The organism is Trichocoleus sp. DQ-U1, from assembly GCF_039961925.1.
GTDB lineage: Bacteria > Cyanobacteriota > Cyanobacteriia > Cyanobacteriales > FACHB-T130 > FACHB-T130.
Genome location: NZ_JAMPKB010000002.1, coordinates 165620 through 183251, shown reverse-complemented (window position 1 = coordinate 183251; position 17632 = coordinate 165620). Strand labels below are relative to the sequence as shown.

Here is a 17632-nt window from a genome sequence, read left to right as displayed (position 1 = left end):
TTGCCATTCTTCACAATATGGGTGGAATCACAAGCAGGACAAGCCGGGCGGGGATTCGACATCGAACAACAGCGGGAACTCTACCCTCCTATCCTTACATTTTTAGGACTACCCTCTATTAGATGTAGTACAGTTCCACCCCACCCTGCCCTTTCCGCGAACGGGGAAGGGTTCAAGATTTGCCCCTCTCCGTCAACGGAGAGGGGTTGGGGGTGAGGTTCCTTAGAATTGTGGATTCAATTTTAGTAAAGTTCACGTTTTGTAGGGGCATGGCACATTGCCATGCCCCTACCGATCGCTAGGGATAAACGGTTAACTAAGCGTCAATTAGCTGGACTGAGTAGCTAGTAAATCAGCAGGGAGACGCTTGAAGGCAAGGCGCTCATTTTCCACATCGACAAAGATGGTGTCGCCGTCGTTGAATTCGCCTCGCAAAATCCCTTTAGCGATTTGCGTTTCCAGTTCCCGCTGAATCGCACGCTTGAGCGGACGCGCTCCATAAACGGGGTCGTATCCGACTTCCGCTAAGAAGTAAAGGGAAGCATCGGAAAGTTTCAGGGACATCTTGCGATCGCTCAACCGTGATTCGAGTCGCTTGACTTGCAACTGCACAATCTGCCGCAATTCCTGCTTGTTCAAGCCGTGGAAGATGATAATCTCGTCGATCCGGTTCAGGAACTCCGGACGGAAACTTGTCCGCATCGCATTCATCACCCGACTCCGCATTTCTTCGTAACGGGATTCATCGCTAGCAACATCTAGGATGAACTGCGATCCGATATTGCTGGTCATGATAATAATCGTGTTCTTGAAGTCTACGGTGTGACCGTGAGAATCGGTGACGCGACCATCATCAAGAATTTGCAGCATGATGTTGAACACATCCGGGTGCGCCTTTTCGATTTCATCGAACAGCAACACTGCGTAAGGACGACGCCGGATGGATTCTGTCAGCTGTCCGCCTTCGTCATAACCAACATAGCCGGGAGGCGCACCAATTAAGCGAGAGACGCTGTGCTTCTCCATATACTCAGACATATCGATCCGTACCAAGGCTTCTTCTGTATCGAACAGGTAAGCTGCCAAGGCTTTTGCGAGTTCTGTCTTCCCGACGCCCGTGGGACCGAGGAAAATGAAACTAGCCGTTGGGCGATTCGGATCGGCTAAACCAGCACGCGCCCGTTGGATGGCATCAGCAACTGCTGTCACCGCTTCGGCTTGCCCAATCACGCGCTTGTGCAGTTCATCTTCCAATTGCAGAAGTTTTTCTTTCTCCGATTCCACGAGTTTGCTGATGGGGATACCAGTCCACTTGGAAATGATTTCAGCAATGTCGGACTCGGTGACTTCTTCCCGTAAAAGTGACTTACCACTATGCTGAGTTTGAATGAGTTGGGCTTCTGTCTCTTCTAGCTGATGTTGCAACTCGGTTAACTTGCCGAATTTCAGCTCAGCCGCTCGGTTAAGATCGTATTCTCGTTCCGCTTGTTGAATTTCCACATTCACCCGGTCGATTTCTTCTTTCAGGGTTTTGCGGCGTTCGAGAACATCTTTTTCAGCTTGCCACTGTGCATTCAGGGTTCGTTGATCTTCTTTGAGATCGGCAAGTTCTTTTTCCAGTCTTTGTAACCGTTCTCTAGAAGCAGGATCGCTTTCTTTTTGCAGAGATAGCCGTTCCATTTCTAACTGGAGGATCTTGCGGTCGATTTCGTCGAGTTCCTCTGGTTTAGAGGTACTTTCCATCTTCAATCGCGCCGCCGCTTCATCTACTAAGTCAATCGCTTTATCTGGGAGAAAGCGATCGCTAATATATCGAGTAGACAAAGTAGCCGCCGCCACTAACGCACTATCAGAGATTTTCACGTTATGGTGCGTTTCGTAGCGATCTTTCAAACCCCGCAGAATCGAAACCGTATCTTCTACGCTGGGCTGATCGATATAAACTTGTTGGAAACGACGCTCTAGCGCGGCATCTTTTTCAATGTATTTGCGATATTCATCCAGGGTTGTGGCACCGATACAGCGCAATTCACCCCGCGCCAGCATCGGTTTGAGCAAGTTCCCCGCATCCATAGCGCCTTGAGTCGCACCCGCACCGACAACGGTGTGGATCTCATCAATGAACATGATAATGCTTCCCTGAGAATCGGTGACTTCCTTGAGAACCGCTTTCAAGCGTTCTTCAAATTCACCCCGATATTTGGCACCCGCAATCAACGCACCCATATCGAGAGCAATCAGTTTGCGATCGCGCAACGACTCCGGCACATCTCCGCTGACAATTCGCTGTGCCAAACCTTCAGCGATCGCCGTTTTACCCACTCCCGGTTCCCCAATCAGGACAGGGTTATTCTTGGTGCGACGAGACAGAATCTGAATCGTGCGGCGAATCTCATCATCGCGCCCAATTACCGGATCTAACTTCCCTTGGCGAGCGAATTCTGTCAAGTCGCGCCCGTATTTTTCTAAGGATTCGTACTTGCCTTCTGGATTTTGGTCAGTCACTTTTTGGCTCCCGCGAACTTGGGCGATGATAGTTCTTAGCTTGTTTTCGTCCAGCTTAAATTCTTGAAACAAAGCCTTACCAAAGCGATCGTCTTTGGGATAAGCCAGCATCATGTGTTCGATGGAGATAAAATCGTCTCCATACTCTTTGCGAAATGCTTCAGCCCGATCCAGCAGAGAATCTAAGCTACGTCCGACATAAACTGAGGTGCTACTGCCGGAAGTTTTTGGCTGACGCTTGATGAAATCTTCGGTGCGTTCTCTGACTCGCGACACATTTACGCCCGCTTTGTTCAGAATACTGCTGACGAGTCCTTCTTGCTCCAGCAGTGATTTCATCAAGTGTTCGCTTTCGATTTGTTGATGCTGGGCAGATTTAACAATATCTGGGGTGCGAGTGATGGCTTCCCAGGCTTTTTCTGTAAATTGGTTGGGGTTGGTTGGTTGCATAAGGAGTTACTCAATTAATAAACCCTAGAGACACCCATAACATACAGAAATTTGCAGTTCATCCCACTTATGGCTGTCCCTATCAGTCATTGTAAGTAGACTGGCTACACTCTTAGGATCGGTGTTCACGGCTTTTAGATAGGTATCTCCGTCCGTTTTTAAGCTTCCGGTTCAACTCCAAGCGCCCGTAACTGTGCTGCTAATCGCTCGGCGCGTTGACTTGGTTGCTCAGCGCGTTCGTAACCCGTCAACAAGAGATTTCCTTCTCGATCCCACCAGCGCAACCAGGGCAGCGTAGCATTTTGATATTCACCCTGCCAAATTCCCAACTCTACTCCTAGAAGTGAAATTGGATAGTGTCCCCGCTCGTTAGCACTCTCAATTGGATTTTTATGCCCATAACGATTAATTTCTGTTATTAACTCTTAGATACCAGCTTTTTATTCATCACTGCCTGTTGTTGGTGCAAATAGCGGAAGCCAAGCTAAGACCTTACCGAAAAGGCTTCGCTAAAGCGGCGAGTCACCGGCTCAATTAAGAAAGTGAGAACTGATTTTTTGCGCGTAATAATTTCTCCAGTTGCCGCCATACCTGGAGTAAAAGCGACTTTTTGATTTTGCACCTGAATTGAATGCTGTTTAAGTTTAATTCGGGTGGGGAAAATTAAGCCTAATTCTCGATCGGCGATCGCATTCGGACTCACTTGCACCACTTCACCCTCAACTGTGCCAAATTCCTGAAACGGGAAAGTAGCCATTTTGACTTTTGCCTTCATTCCCTTACGGATAAAGCCAATATCGCGGTTGAGGACTTTGACTTCTACCAACAATTCTTCGGATTCCGGAAGAATCGATAACAACTCCTCTCCCGCCTGCACCGACCCTTTAGTTGCTTTGACGCTGTAGACTGTCCCCGTAACTGGAGACTCGATGGTTTCTACTTCTCGCTGCTTTTTCGCCACCTCCAACTGACCGGCAACGGTGGTTAGTTCTTCTTGGCGCTGGTTAAACTTACTCAGGATTTCACTTTGGCGCTCAGACTGCAAACGCTCTGCCTGATTGCGAACCGATTGATACGCTTGTTCAGCTTGGCGAATAGTTTGCCCTTGAGCAGCGATATCTTTTTCCAAGGAGGTTATTTTGTCCTGAGCTTCCGTGACTTTGTTTTGAACATTCGTAATATTATCTTGTGCCGTAGTAACTTCGGCTTGCGCTCTGACGACTCTCTCTTGTGCGTCAACGTAATCGAGTCGAGGGACAGCACCGGAAACCAATAGAGTAGTGAGTGCCTTTTCTCTTTTTTCGGCTAAAGCGAGGCTGTTGTTCGCTTTGTTGAGAAGGCTTTTGCTGTTGGCGAGGTTGGTCTCGGCGTTGACTCGGTTGGTTTTGGCGTTGGCGAGGTTTTCTTGCAGACGGGTAAGACGAACTTTGGCTTCATCGATCACCGCAATTTGGCGATTCGCTTCTGCGACAGCAGTAGCTCTTTTTGCTTCAAAATCTTGTAGCCGAGCGGTTAAGAGCTGGTCTTGCAAAGCGGTTCCGGCAGTTGCCGATCCAGCGCGTTCGGCTTCCAGTCGTCCTAAGTCTTCTCGAATCAGTTGGGTAGATTTGGCGAGGCGGTCAACTTCTGCTTGCGGCAGGTCGGGGTCGCGTTCGATCAGGATATCGCCTTTTTTAACGCGATCGCCTTCTTTGACTTTTACGGCTTTGATCGCGCCTCCTCCTAGCGATCGCAGGGGTCGCACTTGAGTTGCGGCAATCAGTTCGCCGGAAGCGATCGCGACTTCATCCACTTGGCTGTAGTGTGCCCAAACGATCGCCCCAAATACCAGTAAGCTAATGCTTGCTGCCAATAACTGCGTGTACAGTGGCGGCAGCTCTTGCACTGCTTTCCCTAATTCATAGGAAAGAGAATCCTCTGGATTCGCTAGTTGCTGTCTTGTTTGACGAGCTTGAGCAGGTGTTGACGCTAAGGGCGATCGCATAAAATTTTGACTCAAATGCTTTGAGCGGGCAGAGAGACACTCTAGCTGTGATTCTATCGACTGAATCCGGCAATGGATTGTCGAAAATTAAGAATTTTGGCGTAAGTTATTGTAATTGTAAGTAAATTTACGCGAAAAACTATTGTCCTTCTCCCCTTAGAGAGATTTTGATCGAGTTATATATAAGATACTTTTTTGAATTGTTGGGTGCATTTAAAACCGTGAATGTGGTGAGCAAGACCTTAGAGACGCTTGGCATCGACATATCGCGGCAAATCCTCAGATATTCAATAATTTCGATTACCTCACCATCGGCAATTGGCGCAACTTCAATTTTTGCATTCATGGCTTGAGAGAAAGTGCTATTTGTTGCGTTCAGATAATTTAAAAACCACTGTTGAGTCAATTAATATAGCTTTATTTATTGCGCTTGCGATCTTAGCATTCTTAAAAATGTTCTGTCTCTAGCTTTGAGGAATTACCCCGTTGTTGCCCAATTTTGTGAAGACTTAAAATTGGTAATATATCAGTCTTATGATGCTCCATCGTGGAGAAATCAAGCAAATGTTAAATGGATTTAAATTTTCAAATGAGCGCCAGTTTTTAAGTGCAGATTTCGCTAATTTTGCACCGCTAGAGTTTGATTCAAAAATAGCCGGAATCTGGTCAGGATTTAGAGGGCTGGGCGATCTGCTACAGCAAAGAAGTCTATTTAAAAGTAGCGCGATCGCTGCTGCTTCTACCGTCAGTGAGGCCGGCGGTACAATCGACACCACCGATTTGAAAAACCCACTCCGTGGCGGTAGCCTTCGGGATGACTATCTGTTGACTGGCATTAGCGCCGGAGAGCAGGTGGAGGTGAAACTAAACTCCACAGAATTTGACGCTTACCTGCAAGTGGTAAATGCCTCTACTGGAGCGGTTGTTACCTTCAACGATGATTTTGAGGGTCTGAACTCTCAAGTAACTTTTACAGCCGCTCAGGGTATTGATTACATTGTTCGAGCCACGACTTATGAACCAGATGCTACTGGTAACTATACTCTTCGTAGCAATTTGGGAGTCCTCAAACCAGCGTCTCCCATCAGTGGAAACCAAAGCTTTAGCGGCGCGATCGCGAATAGCGACCCAAGCAACCCCATTCGTGAAGGCAGTTTTTACGATGGCTATGTGTTAGGCGATTTAGTTGCCGGTCAGCAGGTGCAGGTGAACCTTGATTCGCCTAGTTTTAATGCCTACCTGCAAGTGGTGAATGCTGGAACCGGAGCAGTTGTTGCAGAAAATAATGATTTCAGCGGTACGAACTCGCAGCTAACTTTCACGGTTGCTGAGGGAATTGATTATATTCTGCAAGCTACAACTTTTGAAAAGGGTGCGACTGGCGGCTACACTCTAACTACTAAGATCGCTAGTATTCCAGACCCTTTAGATCCCGGTAATACTCTAGGAACCGCAAAAGATCAAACTTCAGCGGTTTTCTCAAACAACCAACAAGTCAATGCTAGCGATCGCGATGACTTTTATAGCTTTAATGTTGCTCAATCTGGCATCTTTACCGCTAATTTATCTGCATTGAGTGGTGATGCCGATGTCCGACTCATTCAAGACAGCAATAACAACAGCGTCATCGATCAAGGCGAAGTGTTGGGTTGGCAATGGGAGCGCGGGACTAGCAACGAATCAATCCGTCGTTTCCTGAGTGCTGGTAATTACTTTTTGCAAGTAATGAGCTACAACAACCAAGCTGCTAACTATTCTGTGGCGACTACCTTTACTGCTGCTACCAGCGATCCTCTCAGTTTTTCAATCAAAGTCAATTTTGGTCAAGGCTTGGGTAGTTTGAGTACAGAAGCTCTCAATGCTATTACAGAAGCTGCAAAAGTTTGGGAAAAAATTATTCCCTACAGCACCTTTAGCGATTCCCAAATTCTAACCATTGATGTTACGGGGGATACTTTTGGTGAAGATGAATTTCTTGCTTTTGCGGGGCCAAAAGCTTTAGCCTTCGATGCTTTTGGTAATCAAATGACGATATCAGGAGCTTCAACGATTAACACAAGCTTGGCAAATACATACAACAACAATCCAAGTTTCTTACAAGAAACGATGGTGCATGAATTTGGTCACGTTCTAGGAATTGGAACACTTTGGTCAGATTACGGACGCCATTTAATTAATGTCTCCGATGCGACGTATAGTGCTAATACCTATGCAGGGTGGGCTTATGGAGAATTAAAAGGTACATTTTTACAAACTGCTGTTCCCGTTCAAAAAGGCGTGTTTGGTCATTGGGATGAAAATGCCTTTGACAATGAATTAATGTCACCTATTGCTGAAAAAAGCTCTGAGTTATTGAGTCAATTAACGATTGCTTCTTTAAAAGATATTGGGTGGAATGTGAACTATGGGGGAGCGGAATCTTATACTCTACCTGGATTCAATACTCCTTCAAATTCATTAAATGCTAACGGTTCGCTGATGAATTCATCTTTTCCGTTACGCTGTGGCTGTGCCGCTCATTTAGCCTCTTCGAGCTTAGCGACGCTCGGTTCTTCAAGCTTAGTGGATCATATATTTGGTAAAATTGCTTAATTCTAATCTTTCAAAATTATTCAAAACTCTTTAGAAGTTAGAAACCTCTGAAGAGTTTTTGATTCAAATTTGCTATGTTCCAACCTGGGAGGAATTCTTTTGTGGATTTTCTAACCTGTGTGACTTGCATAACGCTAGGAACTCATACCAAGTTACTTTCAGACATTGTAGGTTGGGGAGCCACACAAAAAGCAGGGTTCCCTCCGTTGAGCGCCGTGGCGTTTGAGGTCACGAAACCCAACAAGCCGTTTGAGTTTGATTTCGCGATCGCTCAAACTAACCTACACTCTCTCCCTCAACAAGACTTAAATAGGGGAAAGCAAATTGGGATCAATTCTCAAAGGGCAAATATGATGATGACAATCAAGTTACTTCCCTACGAAATTTTAGCGGGGGCAGCAATTAGCTACGCTGATATTTCCCTAGCTTTTACCAATACATCTAAAAAAAATCAGTTGATTGAAATTAGCCAGATAGAAATTGTGCCAGGAAGTTCCGGGCAAGTTCTCATGAGTGCAACTCCCCAAGAATTGGAACGTCCCGCTAAAGTAGTGCTAAAGCCAGGAGAAAGCAAAGTATTGGAGTATCGCCTCAAATGCAAATCGAAAATTTATCGGCGGGGTGAGAACGCGATCGCTCGCATTCACTATCAGCTAAATGGTCAAACCCAAACTGTTGCTCAGTCAGAGTCTCAAGCAGTTGCCTTTATGATTCCTTAAAATCACCAGACAAGTCTGAAGCATGGTAATCTCTGCATCTAGCGGTGCAAAATCAAGTACCCAGGTAACGGCGCAAGAAAGTCTCTAGGGATTCCATCTTCATTCCAAAAATCGACTCCAAATGCTCAACTTCCTGGGGTGTGCAGAAAAATTCGTTGTCCAGTAACGTCCGGAGAGTACCTAAGGCTTTAGAGGCTTGAGGATTCAATAATCCCAGCGCCCCGCGTACCCCATCAAACACCAATAGCGGTGGGTTAATCACGATCGGTTCCTGATTGAAGATGCGACTAAAAATGCGAGGAATATCTTGGCGCTGGAGGATATCTGGACCTCCGACAGGGAAAATTTGATTCCGGGCACCTTCAACGTTTACAGAGTCTACGGCAATCCTCGCTAAGTCATCGGTACTCACAATCGAAGTCCGGCTTTTGGGATCGCCGATAAGCAGATAAATCCCAGTATCCCGAAATCGTTCTGCTAAGGGTAAAAGGTTAGAGGCAAAACCTGAAGGGCGCAGGATGGTGTAATTGAGTCCTCTGGCTTGGAGATACTTTTCTACTTCCCGCTTTGCCTTAAAGGATGGTGCGTCTTCGTACCCGCGGTCTGCTCCCAATACCGAAATGAAAACAAAGTGCTGGACGCCAGCTTCTTTTGCCCGGTCAATGAGTTCAATATTCGCTCGGTAGCCTAACGCTTGAGCATCGCTCTCACCGCCGTGAGCAGCGATGATGTACTGAACGCCTTGGCAAGCTTTTTCGATATCTTTATCGCGCTGCAAATCACCAATAAAGATTTCTGCCCCTCGGTGTTCCAGTTCGCTGTAACGGGATGTCAGGCGGACAAATGCTCGCACCGGCATTTCCTTCTCCCGCAGCAGCCGCACAATTCGGCGTCCGAGTCCGCCTGTGGCTCCAGTTACTAAAAACATGATTTTAAGTTCCTAATCAATTTTGGGTATGGGATTGATGCTGGAAAATTTAAAATTCTACAATTACGGGGGTATGGTCGCTGGGTTTGGGCAATTTTCTGGGGGAGCGATCGATGGTGCAGCTGGATGAACGTTCGTAAAGGTCTGGCGTCAAGTAGTGATGGTCAATCCGCCAACCCCAGTTGCGTCGAAACGCTCCAGTTCGATAGTCCCACCAGCTGAAGTGTCCTGTTTCTATTGTGAATTTTCTAAAGGCATCTGCCAAACCCAACTCTAAAATGCTGCTCAAGGCTTGACGTTCTAGATCGGATGCCATAATCCGACCCTTATAACTGAGTGGATCGTGAATATCTCGGTCTTCGGGGGCGATATTGAAATCGCCGCAGATACAGAGGGAAGTGGGCTGTTTTTCGAGTAGTGCTTGCAGGTACTCGCGGAGGGCTTTCAGCCAAAGCAGTTTGTATTCGTATTTCTCGCTACCGACGGCTGAGCCATTGGGCACATAGAGATTCACGATGCGAACGCCATCGAGAACGCCAGTAATGACCCGCTTCTGTTCGTCAAAATCCTCTTTACCCAAAATTGGGGCAAACCCCATGCTGACATCTTCAAGGGCCGAACGACTCAGAAGGGCAACCCCGTTATAAGATTTTTGACCGGAAATGTAGAGGTGAAGCCCTAGTTCCTCAAAGGGCGATCGCGGAAAATCCTTATCTACGACTTTAGTTTCTTGCAAGCAGAGGACATCGACCGGATTGTCCTGCAACCACTGCACCACCTGCTCTAAGCGGCTGCGAATCGAATTAACGTTCCAAGTAGCGATTTTCATGGGTTATTCATGATTGGTCATTGGTCATTGTTCATTAGTCATCGGTCATTGACAACCGACTGATGACTAATGACTAATCACTCATGACTCATGACTATTCCCAAATCTTGCAACTCAAATCGCCAGCCTTTTGCGTGAGACGGAAGTTTTCGCGGTAATCTACTGGACAATCAATTACCGAGGGAACGTCCTGTTCTAGGGCAGTTTTCAAGGTTGGAATCAGATCCGCAGCGGATTCGACTCGGTAGCCTTTAAGCCCCATACTTTCTGCCAATTTGACAAAATCGGGATTGCTAAAGTGGACAAACGCAGATTCGCCAAAGTGATTGTGTTGCTTCCACTCAATCAAGCCATAGCCCCCATCATTAAAGATTAAGGTGACAAAAGCAGTGCCGACGCGAAGGGCAGTTTCTAATTCCTGGCAATTCATCATAAAGCCGCCATCACCCGTGACGGCGATGACTTTTTTCTGGGGATAAACTAACTTGGCGGCTAACGCACCGGGAATGGCAATACCCATTGCAGCAAAGCCATTAGAGATGATGCAGGTATTCGGGCGATCGCAGTGATAGTGACGGGCGATCCACATTTTGTGCGCCCCGACATCTGAAATCACAATATCTTCTGGCCCCATAACTTGCCGCAAGTCATAAATTATTTTCTGCGGCTTAATCGGAAACCCATCATCATTGGCATACTCTTCATAATCCGCCCGGATATCTGCCCGTAATTGCAAGGCATAAGGATCGGGTTTGCCTTGCCGGTCAGCTCGGTTTAAGATTTCCCGTAGCGAGTCGGAAATATCCCCCACTACTTCTACTAGGGGAATATAGCTACTATCAATTTCTGCTGGCGTATCTCCAATGTGGATAATCGGAATTTCTCCGAGGGGATTCCACTTTTTCGGGGAATATTCAATCAAGTCGTAACCAATTGCAATTACCAAATCCGTTTGGTCAAACGCACAGCTGATATGGTCTCGCTGTTGCAATCCTACCGACCACAAGGCGAGGGGATGGGTGTAGGGAATGACTCCTTTGCCCATAAAGGTATTCACTACTGGAATATTCAACTTCGTGGCAAATTCGGTCAGTGCAAGGCTAGCGTCTGCACGAATCGCCCCATTTCCCACCATAATCAAAGGATTTTTTGCCTGGGAAATGGCTTCAGATGCCTGTTCAAGGCTATGGAAGGCAGCAAAGGTTTTTTCCCCACAATTCTTGTGTAGGGGCTTGCCAGTGGCTGTCATTTCCGCAATGTTTTCCGGCAAATCGATGTGAACTGCCCCTGGTTTTTCGCTCTGAGCAATTTTAAACGCTTTGCGGATAATTTCCGGTGTGTTGCTGGGACGAACAATCTGAGTATTCCATTTGGTGACTGGCTCAAACATCGCCACCAAATCCAGATATTGGTGGGATTCGATGTGCATCCGGTCTGTGCCGACCTGTCCGGTAATTGCCACCAGTGGCGCACCATCCAGGTTCGCATCGGCAACGCCAGTCATCAGGTTGGTGGCACCTGGTCCCAGCGTGGAGAGGCACACTCCGGCTTTTCCGGTCAGGCGTCCGTAGAGATCCGCCATGAAGGCAGCACCTTGTTCGTGGCGAGTAGTAATAAATTTAATCGAAGAGGTTTTTAGGGCTTCCAATATGTCTAGATTTTCTTCGCCAGGAAGCCCGAAAATGTATTCGACTCCTTCATTTTCCAGACATTTAACTAATAGTTCAGCAGTATTCATTTTTCTTACTCCCCTCTGTATGCTCTTGGCATCTGTAGTGGTTCGTTTCTGTGTAGGGGCCAGATGCGTGAATTGCCCCTATTTAGCCCAATACGGGCGGACAGCTGTGCGCCCGTATTGACATCCCCATCCCACTTGTGGGATGGGATTTAATTCATCGTTGGAATGCACCACCGCTTATTTCACCCACACGGTTTTGATGTTGACAAACTCGTGAATTCCCTCTTTGCTTAACTCGCGTCCGTATCCGGAACGCTTGATACCACCAAAGGGAAGACGCGGATCGGATTTAACCATGCCGTTAATAAACACGGCACCCGCTTCGAGTTCTTCAATCAAGCGATCGCGTTCTGCCTCTACTTGAGTCCAAGCACTAGCACCCAGTCCAAAGGGCGAGGCATTGGCAAGCGCGATCGCGGCGTTGATATCTGGCACTCGGAATAGCAGCGCTACGGGACCAAAAAATTCCTCCGCTTCGGCTGGGCTACCGGCTGGGATATCTGTCAAAATTGTGGGCAGATAAAAGTTACCCGGACGGTCAGATAAGGGCTGTCCACCTGTGAGAACTTTTGCTCCTAGTTTGGCGCTTTCCTGAACTTGCCAATCCAAATCTTTGAGAAGAGATGGGGTTGCTAGTGGTCCTATATCGGTTTCCGGATGCATCGGATCGCCGATTTTGAGTGCCTCAAACTTCTCAATCAGACCTTTTTCAAATTGGTCTGCGATCGCATCCACGACAATGAACCGTTTCGCAGCAATGCATGATTGACCGTTATTCAGCATTCTGGCACTCACTGCTGTCGCAATGGCTGCATCCAAATCGGCGCTTTCTAGGACAATATACGGGTCGCTTCCCCCCAATTCCAGAACGGTTTTCTTAATTTGTTTCCCGGCGGTGGCGGCGAGGCTCATCCCGGCAGGTTCGCTTCCGGTCAAGGTTGCGGCTTTCACTCGCTCGTCTGTTACAATTGCAGCGACTTTATCTGCTCCCACTAGCAAGGTTTGAAAGACACCTTCTGGGAATCCTGCTTTGTGGAAAATCTCCTCCAGAGCCAATGCACACTGAGGCACGTTAGAGGCGTGCTTGAGTAACCCGACATTTCCCGCCATCAGCGCTGGTGCGGCAAACCGAAACACTTGCCAGAAGGGGAAATTCCAAGGCATGACTGCCAAGATGACGCCTAAAGGCTGATAGCGCACAAAGCTGTGGCTGGCGTCGGTTTGGGCTGGAACATCCGCGAGGAATTCGGGGGCGCGTTCGGCGTAGAAGCGACAGACGAGGGCGCATTTTTCCACTTCTGCGATCGCTGATTTTAAAGTTTTCCCCATTTCTAGGGTCATGATTTTGCCAAAGCGTTCGCGATCGCTCTCTAAAATCTCAGCAGCGGCATTCAGCCAATCTGCCCTTTTTTGCATGGGTGTCTGCCGATACTGTTTAAAGCTTGATTGCGCTAGTGCTAGCTTCGTTTCAATCTCCGTATCTGTTAGTGCCTCAAACGTTTGAAGCGTTTCCCCAGTTGCTGGGTTAATCGTGGCTATACCCATTGCTTCAACCTCCAATGCCTAATTAGATCGGGGTAGCCCTCAAATCGTGAAGGCTGATTCACCCCATTCATCAACCCGCGCTTTTCTCAAATGCGAACTCCTAGCCGCATCTAAAACGGCATCTACTCTATAGGTCGCATCTGCTTAAAGTTAGTTTCCAGACGCAATTCCTCGCGTCTTATTGCTCCGGTTAATCCCGGGCTAACTCCGGATGATGTGGTACGACTACCAGTCTGCTATCTTGCTACTCCCGAAGATTTCTATTCTAGGTTGCCCTCTAGCCTATGTTTAGTAAGTGCTAAGCATACTTACAAGAATTGTATTTTCTTAACAAATTCTTTAGGTTATTGTAAATTTTATGTACAATAGCAATGTCAATGATAATAAGGCTCCTACTAACTTGGCTCGTCTTTTCCTCTAGCTCGAGCATCGGCTCTCCAACTTAGTAGGTTACACGCGAGCCATTCCATTGCAAGCGCTTCGCCACCGCTTAAGGAGTGCCTCGTCCACTCTTCTGGTGAGGGTGACTGCCAGTCTAGAAATTAGCTGGAAAAAGAGGATGGATGATTTGGAACTTTCCCACCGTACCCGTCAAAATTTTTTGAGCAGTAGCAATCAGTGTCTTACTGCCAAGTTGCCTGTGGTATTGGCAGTCGATGACGATGAAGACAACTTATTATTGCTTGCTTACGTTTTAGAGCCGTTAAATTGCTCAATCATCACAGCAATTGACGGTCATAGTGCTTTTGAAAAGGCACGAACCGAACAGCCAAACCTGATTTTGCTGGATATTATGTTGCCTGACTTAGATGGTCTTCAAATTGTCCGTCAACTCAGGGAAGATCCTGAAACCCGGACAATTCCTGTTATCGCCGTCACGGCGCTGGCAAGGGCGGAAGACAGAGATCGCATTCTCACGGCAGGCTGCAATGACTATATTAGCAAGCCTTACTTGCTGGAGGATCTAGAGGCTGTTGTCCGGCGCAACCTGAGATGGAATCCGTCTCAGGTCGATTCGGTGGAATTCAGTCTGGATTGCGCGTCGTAGGGGTTGCGGCTAAAATCGCAACGGTACTGGTACGACTTGTTTTTAGGGCGGAGTCGATCATCAGATCGATGACTGGGACTTTCACCACTTCCTCAATTAGCTGTTTAAGTTGCAGTTGTAGGACGTGGTTTATATTCTCTCGAACTCTCTGTGCCAGCCTTTGCTGACCGCTTTGTGCCAGAAGTTGTTCGGGTCGAGTAATAGAATCTTCGATAAGAATCGCAATTTTGTCACCCATAAATTGGCAAGTCACCTGACCAGGCTGGTGACTTAGTTGGGCGTGGTAGAAAGCCCGAATTTCCTGTGACAGGGTTCGTTCTAATTCACCACGAGTGGGTTTGATTGTGTCCTGCATAGCGATCGCTCTCAGGAAAGGTAAATTCTTTCACCTTTTTTATTAGACTGTAACAGTGCGAGCAATTTTCCGGACATCTCCTAAAGATAGATATCCACAACATTGGAAAATTTCAATATTTAGTATCTTGACAAGGTTAGTTGTTAAGCGCTAAATCCCTGATGAGGGTAGAGAGTGCCAATCTTACAAAGTAGGGATAGGGTTCAATTCCCCCAAGTATCCGAAACGGTTTTCAATATATTTGTGATGCTTTGCAGCTAACCAAGAAACGCCAAATGTATTCAAAAATTTAGTTTTTCAACGATTCTTAGCACAGAAGTGTGTATATATCTAGTGCTAAAAGTAACAATGAATATTAATGTTTAAGTTGTGCAGTTTTTTAACTAATTTTTTATAGAATCAGGGGACAAGCAACATCACCACTAGCTTGCTGTGTTCTCTTGCCAAGATGAACTTAAAAGATCAACCTAGTGGGGAAGCTACGAGCCAATCGATTCCAAGCGCCAAAAAATGCCGCCTGGGGAATGCCTCGTAATACCGTTTCACTTTTCCCGCAGCCGATCCCTAAACCCTTGTAAAACAAGGGGCAAACAGGGAATCATTTGTGTACCGTCAATCAAGTGAATGGGTATAACTTGGGCAATCCCTCGGTTGTCCACTTCTGGAGAGGATAGCTTCGTATTTTGATGAGTTCCCCCGAACAACGCTTAGATCTGCACTCTTTCTCAAAACCTGCCTCCCAGGCAAATATCGAATCGCCTCTCATTTTGGTTGTAGAAGACAATGAAGACAACTTGCTACTCATGAGCGAAGTGCTACTCGCTCTTGATTGCTCATTTATTACGACAAAGGAGGGTCGGGCAGCTTTATTTATGGCGCAACATTATCAGCCAAAGCTGATTTTGCTAGATATTCTCCTACCTGACATTCACGGCGTAGAAGTTGTGCGTTCTCTGAAACAGAATCCCCAAACAATGAAGATCCCCGTTGTTGCTGTGACGGCTTTGGCAAGAACAGAAGACAGGGAAGGTCTTTTGTTTGCAGGCTGCAATGACTACATTAGCAAGCCTTATGTCATTGATGAGTTAGAAGCTCTCATTGACCGCTATCTCAATTAATTTAAATGAATAATTCTAGGCTTATAGATTGAGTCATCAATTGATAAATGGTTATTTGGTAGTTGTTATAGAAATGGGATGCCGCGATCGCACAAGGGTCAGAAATACTTTAAAAACTGACAAAAGGTTGTTGAGTCGTGCAAACCATCCACATAAATCTATGCTGTGTTAGATGCTTAGCCGAAGTGAGGGATTAATTGCGAACTTTAGGAGCGTTGGCTAAGACAGCAATCGTACCAGTCCGACCTGTGTCTAGTTTGGCATCGCTGAGTAGGTCAATCACAGATACGCCAACCACTTCCTCAATAAGCGCTTTCAGTTGTGGCTCAAGTGCTTTTTCTAAATCTGTCCTTACTTGCTCAGCTAACTCTTCTTGACCGCTATTTGCTAGAAGTTGCTCTGGTGCCGTAATGGCATTTTCTAGAATAATCGCAATTTTTTCCTCAAAAATTTGACAGGTAATTTGACTAGGTTGATGCCCCAGTTGATCTCGGTACAAAGCTTGGATGCGCTGCGATAGAGTTCTTTCTAGCTGCCCACGAGTAGGAGAAGAGGTGTCCATAGTTTAAAAATTTCAAAATAATTCTATCATTAGATAGATGATAAATCTATCTGGTTGCTCTGTCAAAATCTTTAAACAAGGACTCCCTACAAAAGAGTGAAATGAAGACGAGACAGCTACTAAAATTACTCGGCTATTTGGGGATAGATGAGAATTTTGTAAGTTTCGGGGGTAGGTGCGATCGCTTGTTCCACAGCAGCGGCTAAATTTTGCAAGGGATAGCGATCGCTAATTAAGGCTTCCACATCAATTCGCTGGTTAAATACAATATCTGCTGCTAGATTTTGTATCCGGTATGAAGAACTATAGCTACCCATTAAATCAATTTCTCGGCGGTAGAGAATATTTGGATTAATCGGGATTTCTACTTCATCAGGAAACTCAGCAAAAAACAAAATTTTACCGCCCCGACGGGTACAATCAAGGGCTTGGAAAAAAGCTTTGTCACTGGGAACGGCAAGTAAAGTCGTATCCACTCCCAATCCGCCAGTAAGGGCTTTAATTTTAGTTGATAAATCTGGGTCGCGGGGATCGAATGCAGCTTCTGCCCCCACACTCAAAGCTTTCTCGATTCGAGAAGGAATTAAGTCGGTCGCGATCGCTCTGGCTCCGAAATACTTCACCAGCATGATAAACATTAGCCCAATTGGGCCAGCACCTGTAATCAAAACGGTTTGACCAGGAGCAACTTGGGCTTTTTTAACTGCTTTTAGACAGCAATTTGTCGGCTCCACAAAACTCGCTTGCTCAAAGCTGACATTATCCGGAATGGGAATTAATCCGCCGCTGCGGACAATGTGACCGGGCACTTTCACATAATCTGCAAAACCGCCGCCGCTGGGAGTAAATCCAGCCGTGGTCGTGACGTTTTTGTAAACATCGCACATCGAGAAGTTGTCGTTAAGGCAATAGTCGCAGCGCATACAAGGAATATGGTGCATGACCACAACTCGTTGCCCAATCTGCCAGCCAGTCACTTCGCTTCCCACAGAAGTAATTACTCCAGCAGTTTCATGACCAAAAATGCGCGGTGGCTGGTAGAGAGGATAGCGAATTTTCTTGATGTCAGACTGACACAATCCCACAACCTTTACTTGTACCAAGACTTCATCGGGTGCAATTTCCGGCGTCGGCACTTCTTCGTAACTGAGCTGATTGACGCCTCTGAATACTTGTGCTTTCATGCTTTTCCTTAAACGATGGACTTTATACTTTCGATAGCCGATTGTTTATAGCTAATTGTCTATTGTTCGCGATCG

At 46.6% G+C, this 17632-nt stretch carries 15 protein-coding genes and 1 pseudogene; 5 read left to right on the top strand and 11 right to left on the bottom strand.

What is annotated here, in order from left to right; translation table 11 throughout:
* Positions 1-216 (top strand): hypothetical protein (locus tag NDI34_RS01785; RefSeq protein ID WP_348231671.1); only part of this gene is annotated, 216 nt, incomplete at its 5' end.
* A gap of 111 nt (positions 217-327) precedes the next feature.
* Here NDI34_RS01785 and clpB read toward each other — a convergent pair.
* The 4 genes and pseudogenes from clpB to NDI34_RS01765 all read right to left on the bottom strand — a co-directional run bounded on the left by clpB (position 328) and on the right by NDI34_RS01765 (position 5345).
* Positions 328-2955, bottom strand: coding sequence for an ATP-dependent chaperone ClpB (clpB, locus tag NDI34_RS01780; protein WP_348231670.1), 2628 nt, complete (start codon positions 2953-2955; stop codon positions 328-330).
* Between the two features lie 158 nt (positions 2956-3113).
* Positions 3114-3338, bottom strand: a pseudogene (locus NDI34_RS01775) (Uma2 family endonuclease); the annotation flags it as partial.
* 101 nt (positions 3339-3439) lie between these two features.
* The gene (locus NDI34_RS01770; protein WP_348231669.1) at positions 3440-4939 is read right to left on the bottom strand and encodes an HlyD family efflux transporter periplasmic adaptor subunit; all 1500 of its coding nucleotides are present in this window, start codon (positions 4937-4939) and stop codon (positions 3440-3442) included.
* A 139-nt stretch (positions 4940-5078) separates the two neighbouring features.
* A complete protein-coding gene (locus NDI34_RS01765) occupies positions 5079-5345 on the bottom strand; it encodes a hypothetical protein (RefSeq protein ID WP_190527954.1) in 267 nt (88 codons plus the stop codon).
* Between the two features lie 158 nt (positions 5346-5503).
* Between NDI34_RS01765 and NDI34_RS01760 the strand changes: the two genes are divergently transcribed.
* Both NDI34_RS01760 and NDI34_RS01755 read left to right on the top strand, forming a co-directional pair.
* A complete protein-coding gene (locus NDI34_RS01760; protein WP_348231668.1) occupies positions 5504-7531 on the top strand; it encodes a pre-peptidase C-terminal domain-containing protein in 2028 nt (675 codons plus the stop codon).
* Positions 7532-7632: 101 nt separating this feature from the next.
* Complete coding sequence (locus tag NDI34_RS01755; RefSeq protein WP_348231667.1) at positions 7633-8250, top strand: hypothetical protein; 618 nt, start codon at positions 7633-7635, stop codon at positions 8248-8250.
* Between the two features lie 52 nt (positions 8251-8302).
* Here the strand turns inward: NDI34_RS01755 and NDI34_RS01750 are convergent, their stop codons facing one another.
* The 4 genes from NDI34_RS01750 to NDI34_RS01735 all read right to left on the bottom strand — a co-directional run bounded on the left by NDI34_RS01750 (position 8303) and on the right by NDI34_RS01735 (position 13290).
* Positions 8303-9178, bottom strand: coding sequence for an SDR family oxidoreductase (locus tag NDI34_RS01750; RefSeq protein WP_348231666.1), 876 nt, complete (start codon positions 9176-9178; stop codon positions 8303-8305).
* Between the two features lie 49 nt (positions 9179-9227).
* Positions 9228-10007 (bottom strand): exodeoxyribonuclease III, encoded by a 780-nt coding sequence (gene xth, locus NDI34_RS01745; RefSeq protein ID WP_348231665.1) that lies wholly within the window; start codon positions 10005-10007, stop codon positions 9228-9230.
* A gap of 94 nt (positions 10008-10101) precedes the next feature.
* The gene (locus tag NDI34_RS01740) at positions 10102-11745 is read right to left on the bottom strand and encodes an acetolactate synthase large subunit (RefSeq protein ID WP_190439625.1); all 1644 of its coding nucleotides are present in this window, start codon (positions 11743-11745) and stop codon (positions 10102-10104) included.
* Positions 11746-11922: 177 nt separating this feature from the next.
* Positions 11923-13290, bottom strand: a complete 1368-nt coding sequence (locus tag NDI34_RS01735) for an NAD-dependent succinate-semialdehyde dehydrogenase (RefSeq protein ID WP_348231663.1) — start codon at positions 13288-13290, stop codon at positions 11923-11925.
* Between the two features lie 559 nt (positions 13291-13849).
* Here NDI34_RS01735 and NDI34_RS01730 point away from each other — a divergent pair.
* On the top strand, positions 13850-14338 hold the full coding sequence (locus tag NDI34_RS01730) for a response regulator (RefSeq protein ID WP_190412700.1): 489 nt from the start codon (positions 13850-13852) through the stop codon (positions 14336-14338).
* On the opposite strand, the gene NDI34_RS01725 is transcribed toward NDI34_RS01730, so the two are convergent.
* Positions 14316-14693, bottom strand: coding sequence for a DUF2294 domain-containing protein (locus NDI34_RS01725; protein WP_190536260.1), 378 nt, complete (start codon positions 14691-14693; stop codon positions 14316-14318). The genes NDI34_RS01730 and NDI34_RS01725 overlap by 23 nt on opposite strands.
* A gap of 686 nt (positions 14694-15379) precedes the next feature.
* Between NDI34_RS01725 and NDI34_RS01720 the strand changes: the two genes are divergently transcribed.
* Positions 15380-15811: a response regulator gene (locus NDI34_RS01720; RefSeq protein ID WP_348231662.1), complete on the top strand. Its 432-nt coding sequence runs from the start codon at positions 15380-15382 to the stop codon at positions 15809-15811.
* A 193-nt stretch (positions 15812-16004) separates the two neighbouring features.
* On the opposite strand, the gene NDI34_RS01715 is transcribed toward NDI34_RS01720, so the two are convergent.
* Entirely contained in the window at positions 16005-16373 is a 369-nt protein-coding gene (locus tag NDI34_RS01715; protein WP_348231661.1) for a DUF2294 domain-containing protein, read from the bottom strand.
* 125 nt (positions 16374-16498) lie between these two features.
* Positions 16499-17557: a zinc-dependent dehydrogenase gene (locus NDI34_RS01710; protein WP_348231660.1), complete on the bottom strand. Its 1059-nt coding sequence runs from the start codon at positions 17555-17557 to the stop codon at positions 16499-16501.
* Positions 17558-17632: the final 75 nt, after the last annotated feature.

Excerpts from the sequence above, each read along its gene's own strand:
- clpB (WP_348231670.1), bottom strand. The coding sequence starts at position 2,955 with ATGCAACCAACCAACCCCAACCAATTTACAGAAAAAGCCTGGGAAGCC.
- NDI34_RS01770 (WP_348231669.1), bottom strand. The coding sequence starts at position 4,939 with ATGCGATCGCCCTTAGCGTCAACACCTGCTCAAGCTCGTCAAACAAGA.
- NDI34_RS01760 (WP_348231668.1), top strand. The coding sequence starts at position 5,504 with ATGTTAAATGGATTTAAATTTTCAAATGAGCGCCAGTTTTTAAGTGCA.
- NDI34_RS01750 (WP_348231666.1), bottom strand. The coding sequence starts at position 9,178 with ATGTTTTTAGTAACTGGAGCCACAGGCGGACTCGGACGCCGAATTGTG.
- xth (WP_348231665.1), bottom strand. The coding sequence starts at position 10,007 with ATGAAAATCGCTACTTGGAACGTTAATTCGATTCGCAGCCGCTTAGAG.
- NDI34_RS01740 (WP_190439625.1), bottom strand. The coding sequence starts at position 11,745 with ATGAATACTGCTGAACTATTAGTTAAATGTCTGGAAAATGAAGGAGTC.
- NDI34_RS01735 (WP_348231663.1), bottom strand. The coding sequence starts at position 13,290 with ATGGGTATAGCCACGATTAACCCAGCAACTGGGGAAACGCTTCAAACG.
- NDI34_RS01730 (WP_190412700.1), top strand. The coding sequence starts at position 13,850 with ATGGATGATTTGGAACTTTCCCACCGTACCCGTCAAAATTTTTTGAGC.
- NDI34_RS01725 (WP_190536260.1), bottom strand. The coding sequence starts at position 14,693 with ATGCAGGACACAATCAAACCCACTCGTGGTGAATTAGAACGAACCCTG.
- NDI34_RS01720 (WP_348231662.1), top strand. The coding sequence starts at position 15,380 with ATGAGTTCCCCCGAACAACGCTTAGATCTGCACTCTTTCTCAAAACCT.
- NDI34_RS01715 (WP_348231661.1), bottom strand. The coding sequence starts at position 16,373 with ATGGACACCTCTTCTCCTACTCGTGGGCAGCTAGAAAGAACTCTATCG.
- NDI34_RS01710 (WP_348231660.1), bottom strand. The coding sequence starts at position 17,557 with ATGAAAGCACAAGTATTCAGAGGCGTCAATCAGCTCAGTTACGAAGAA.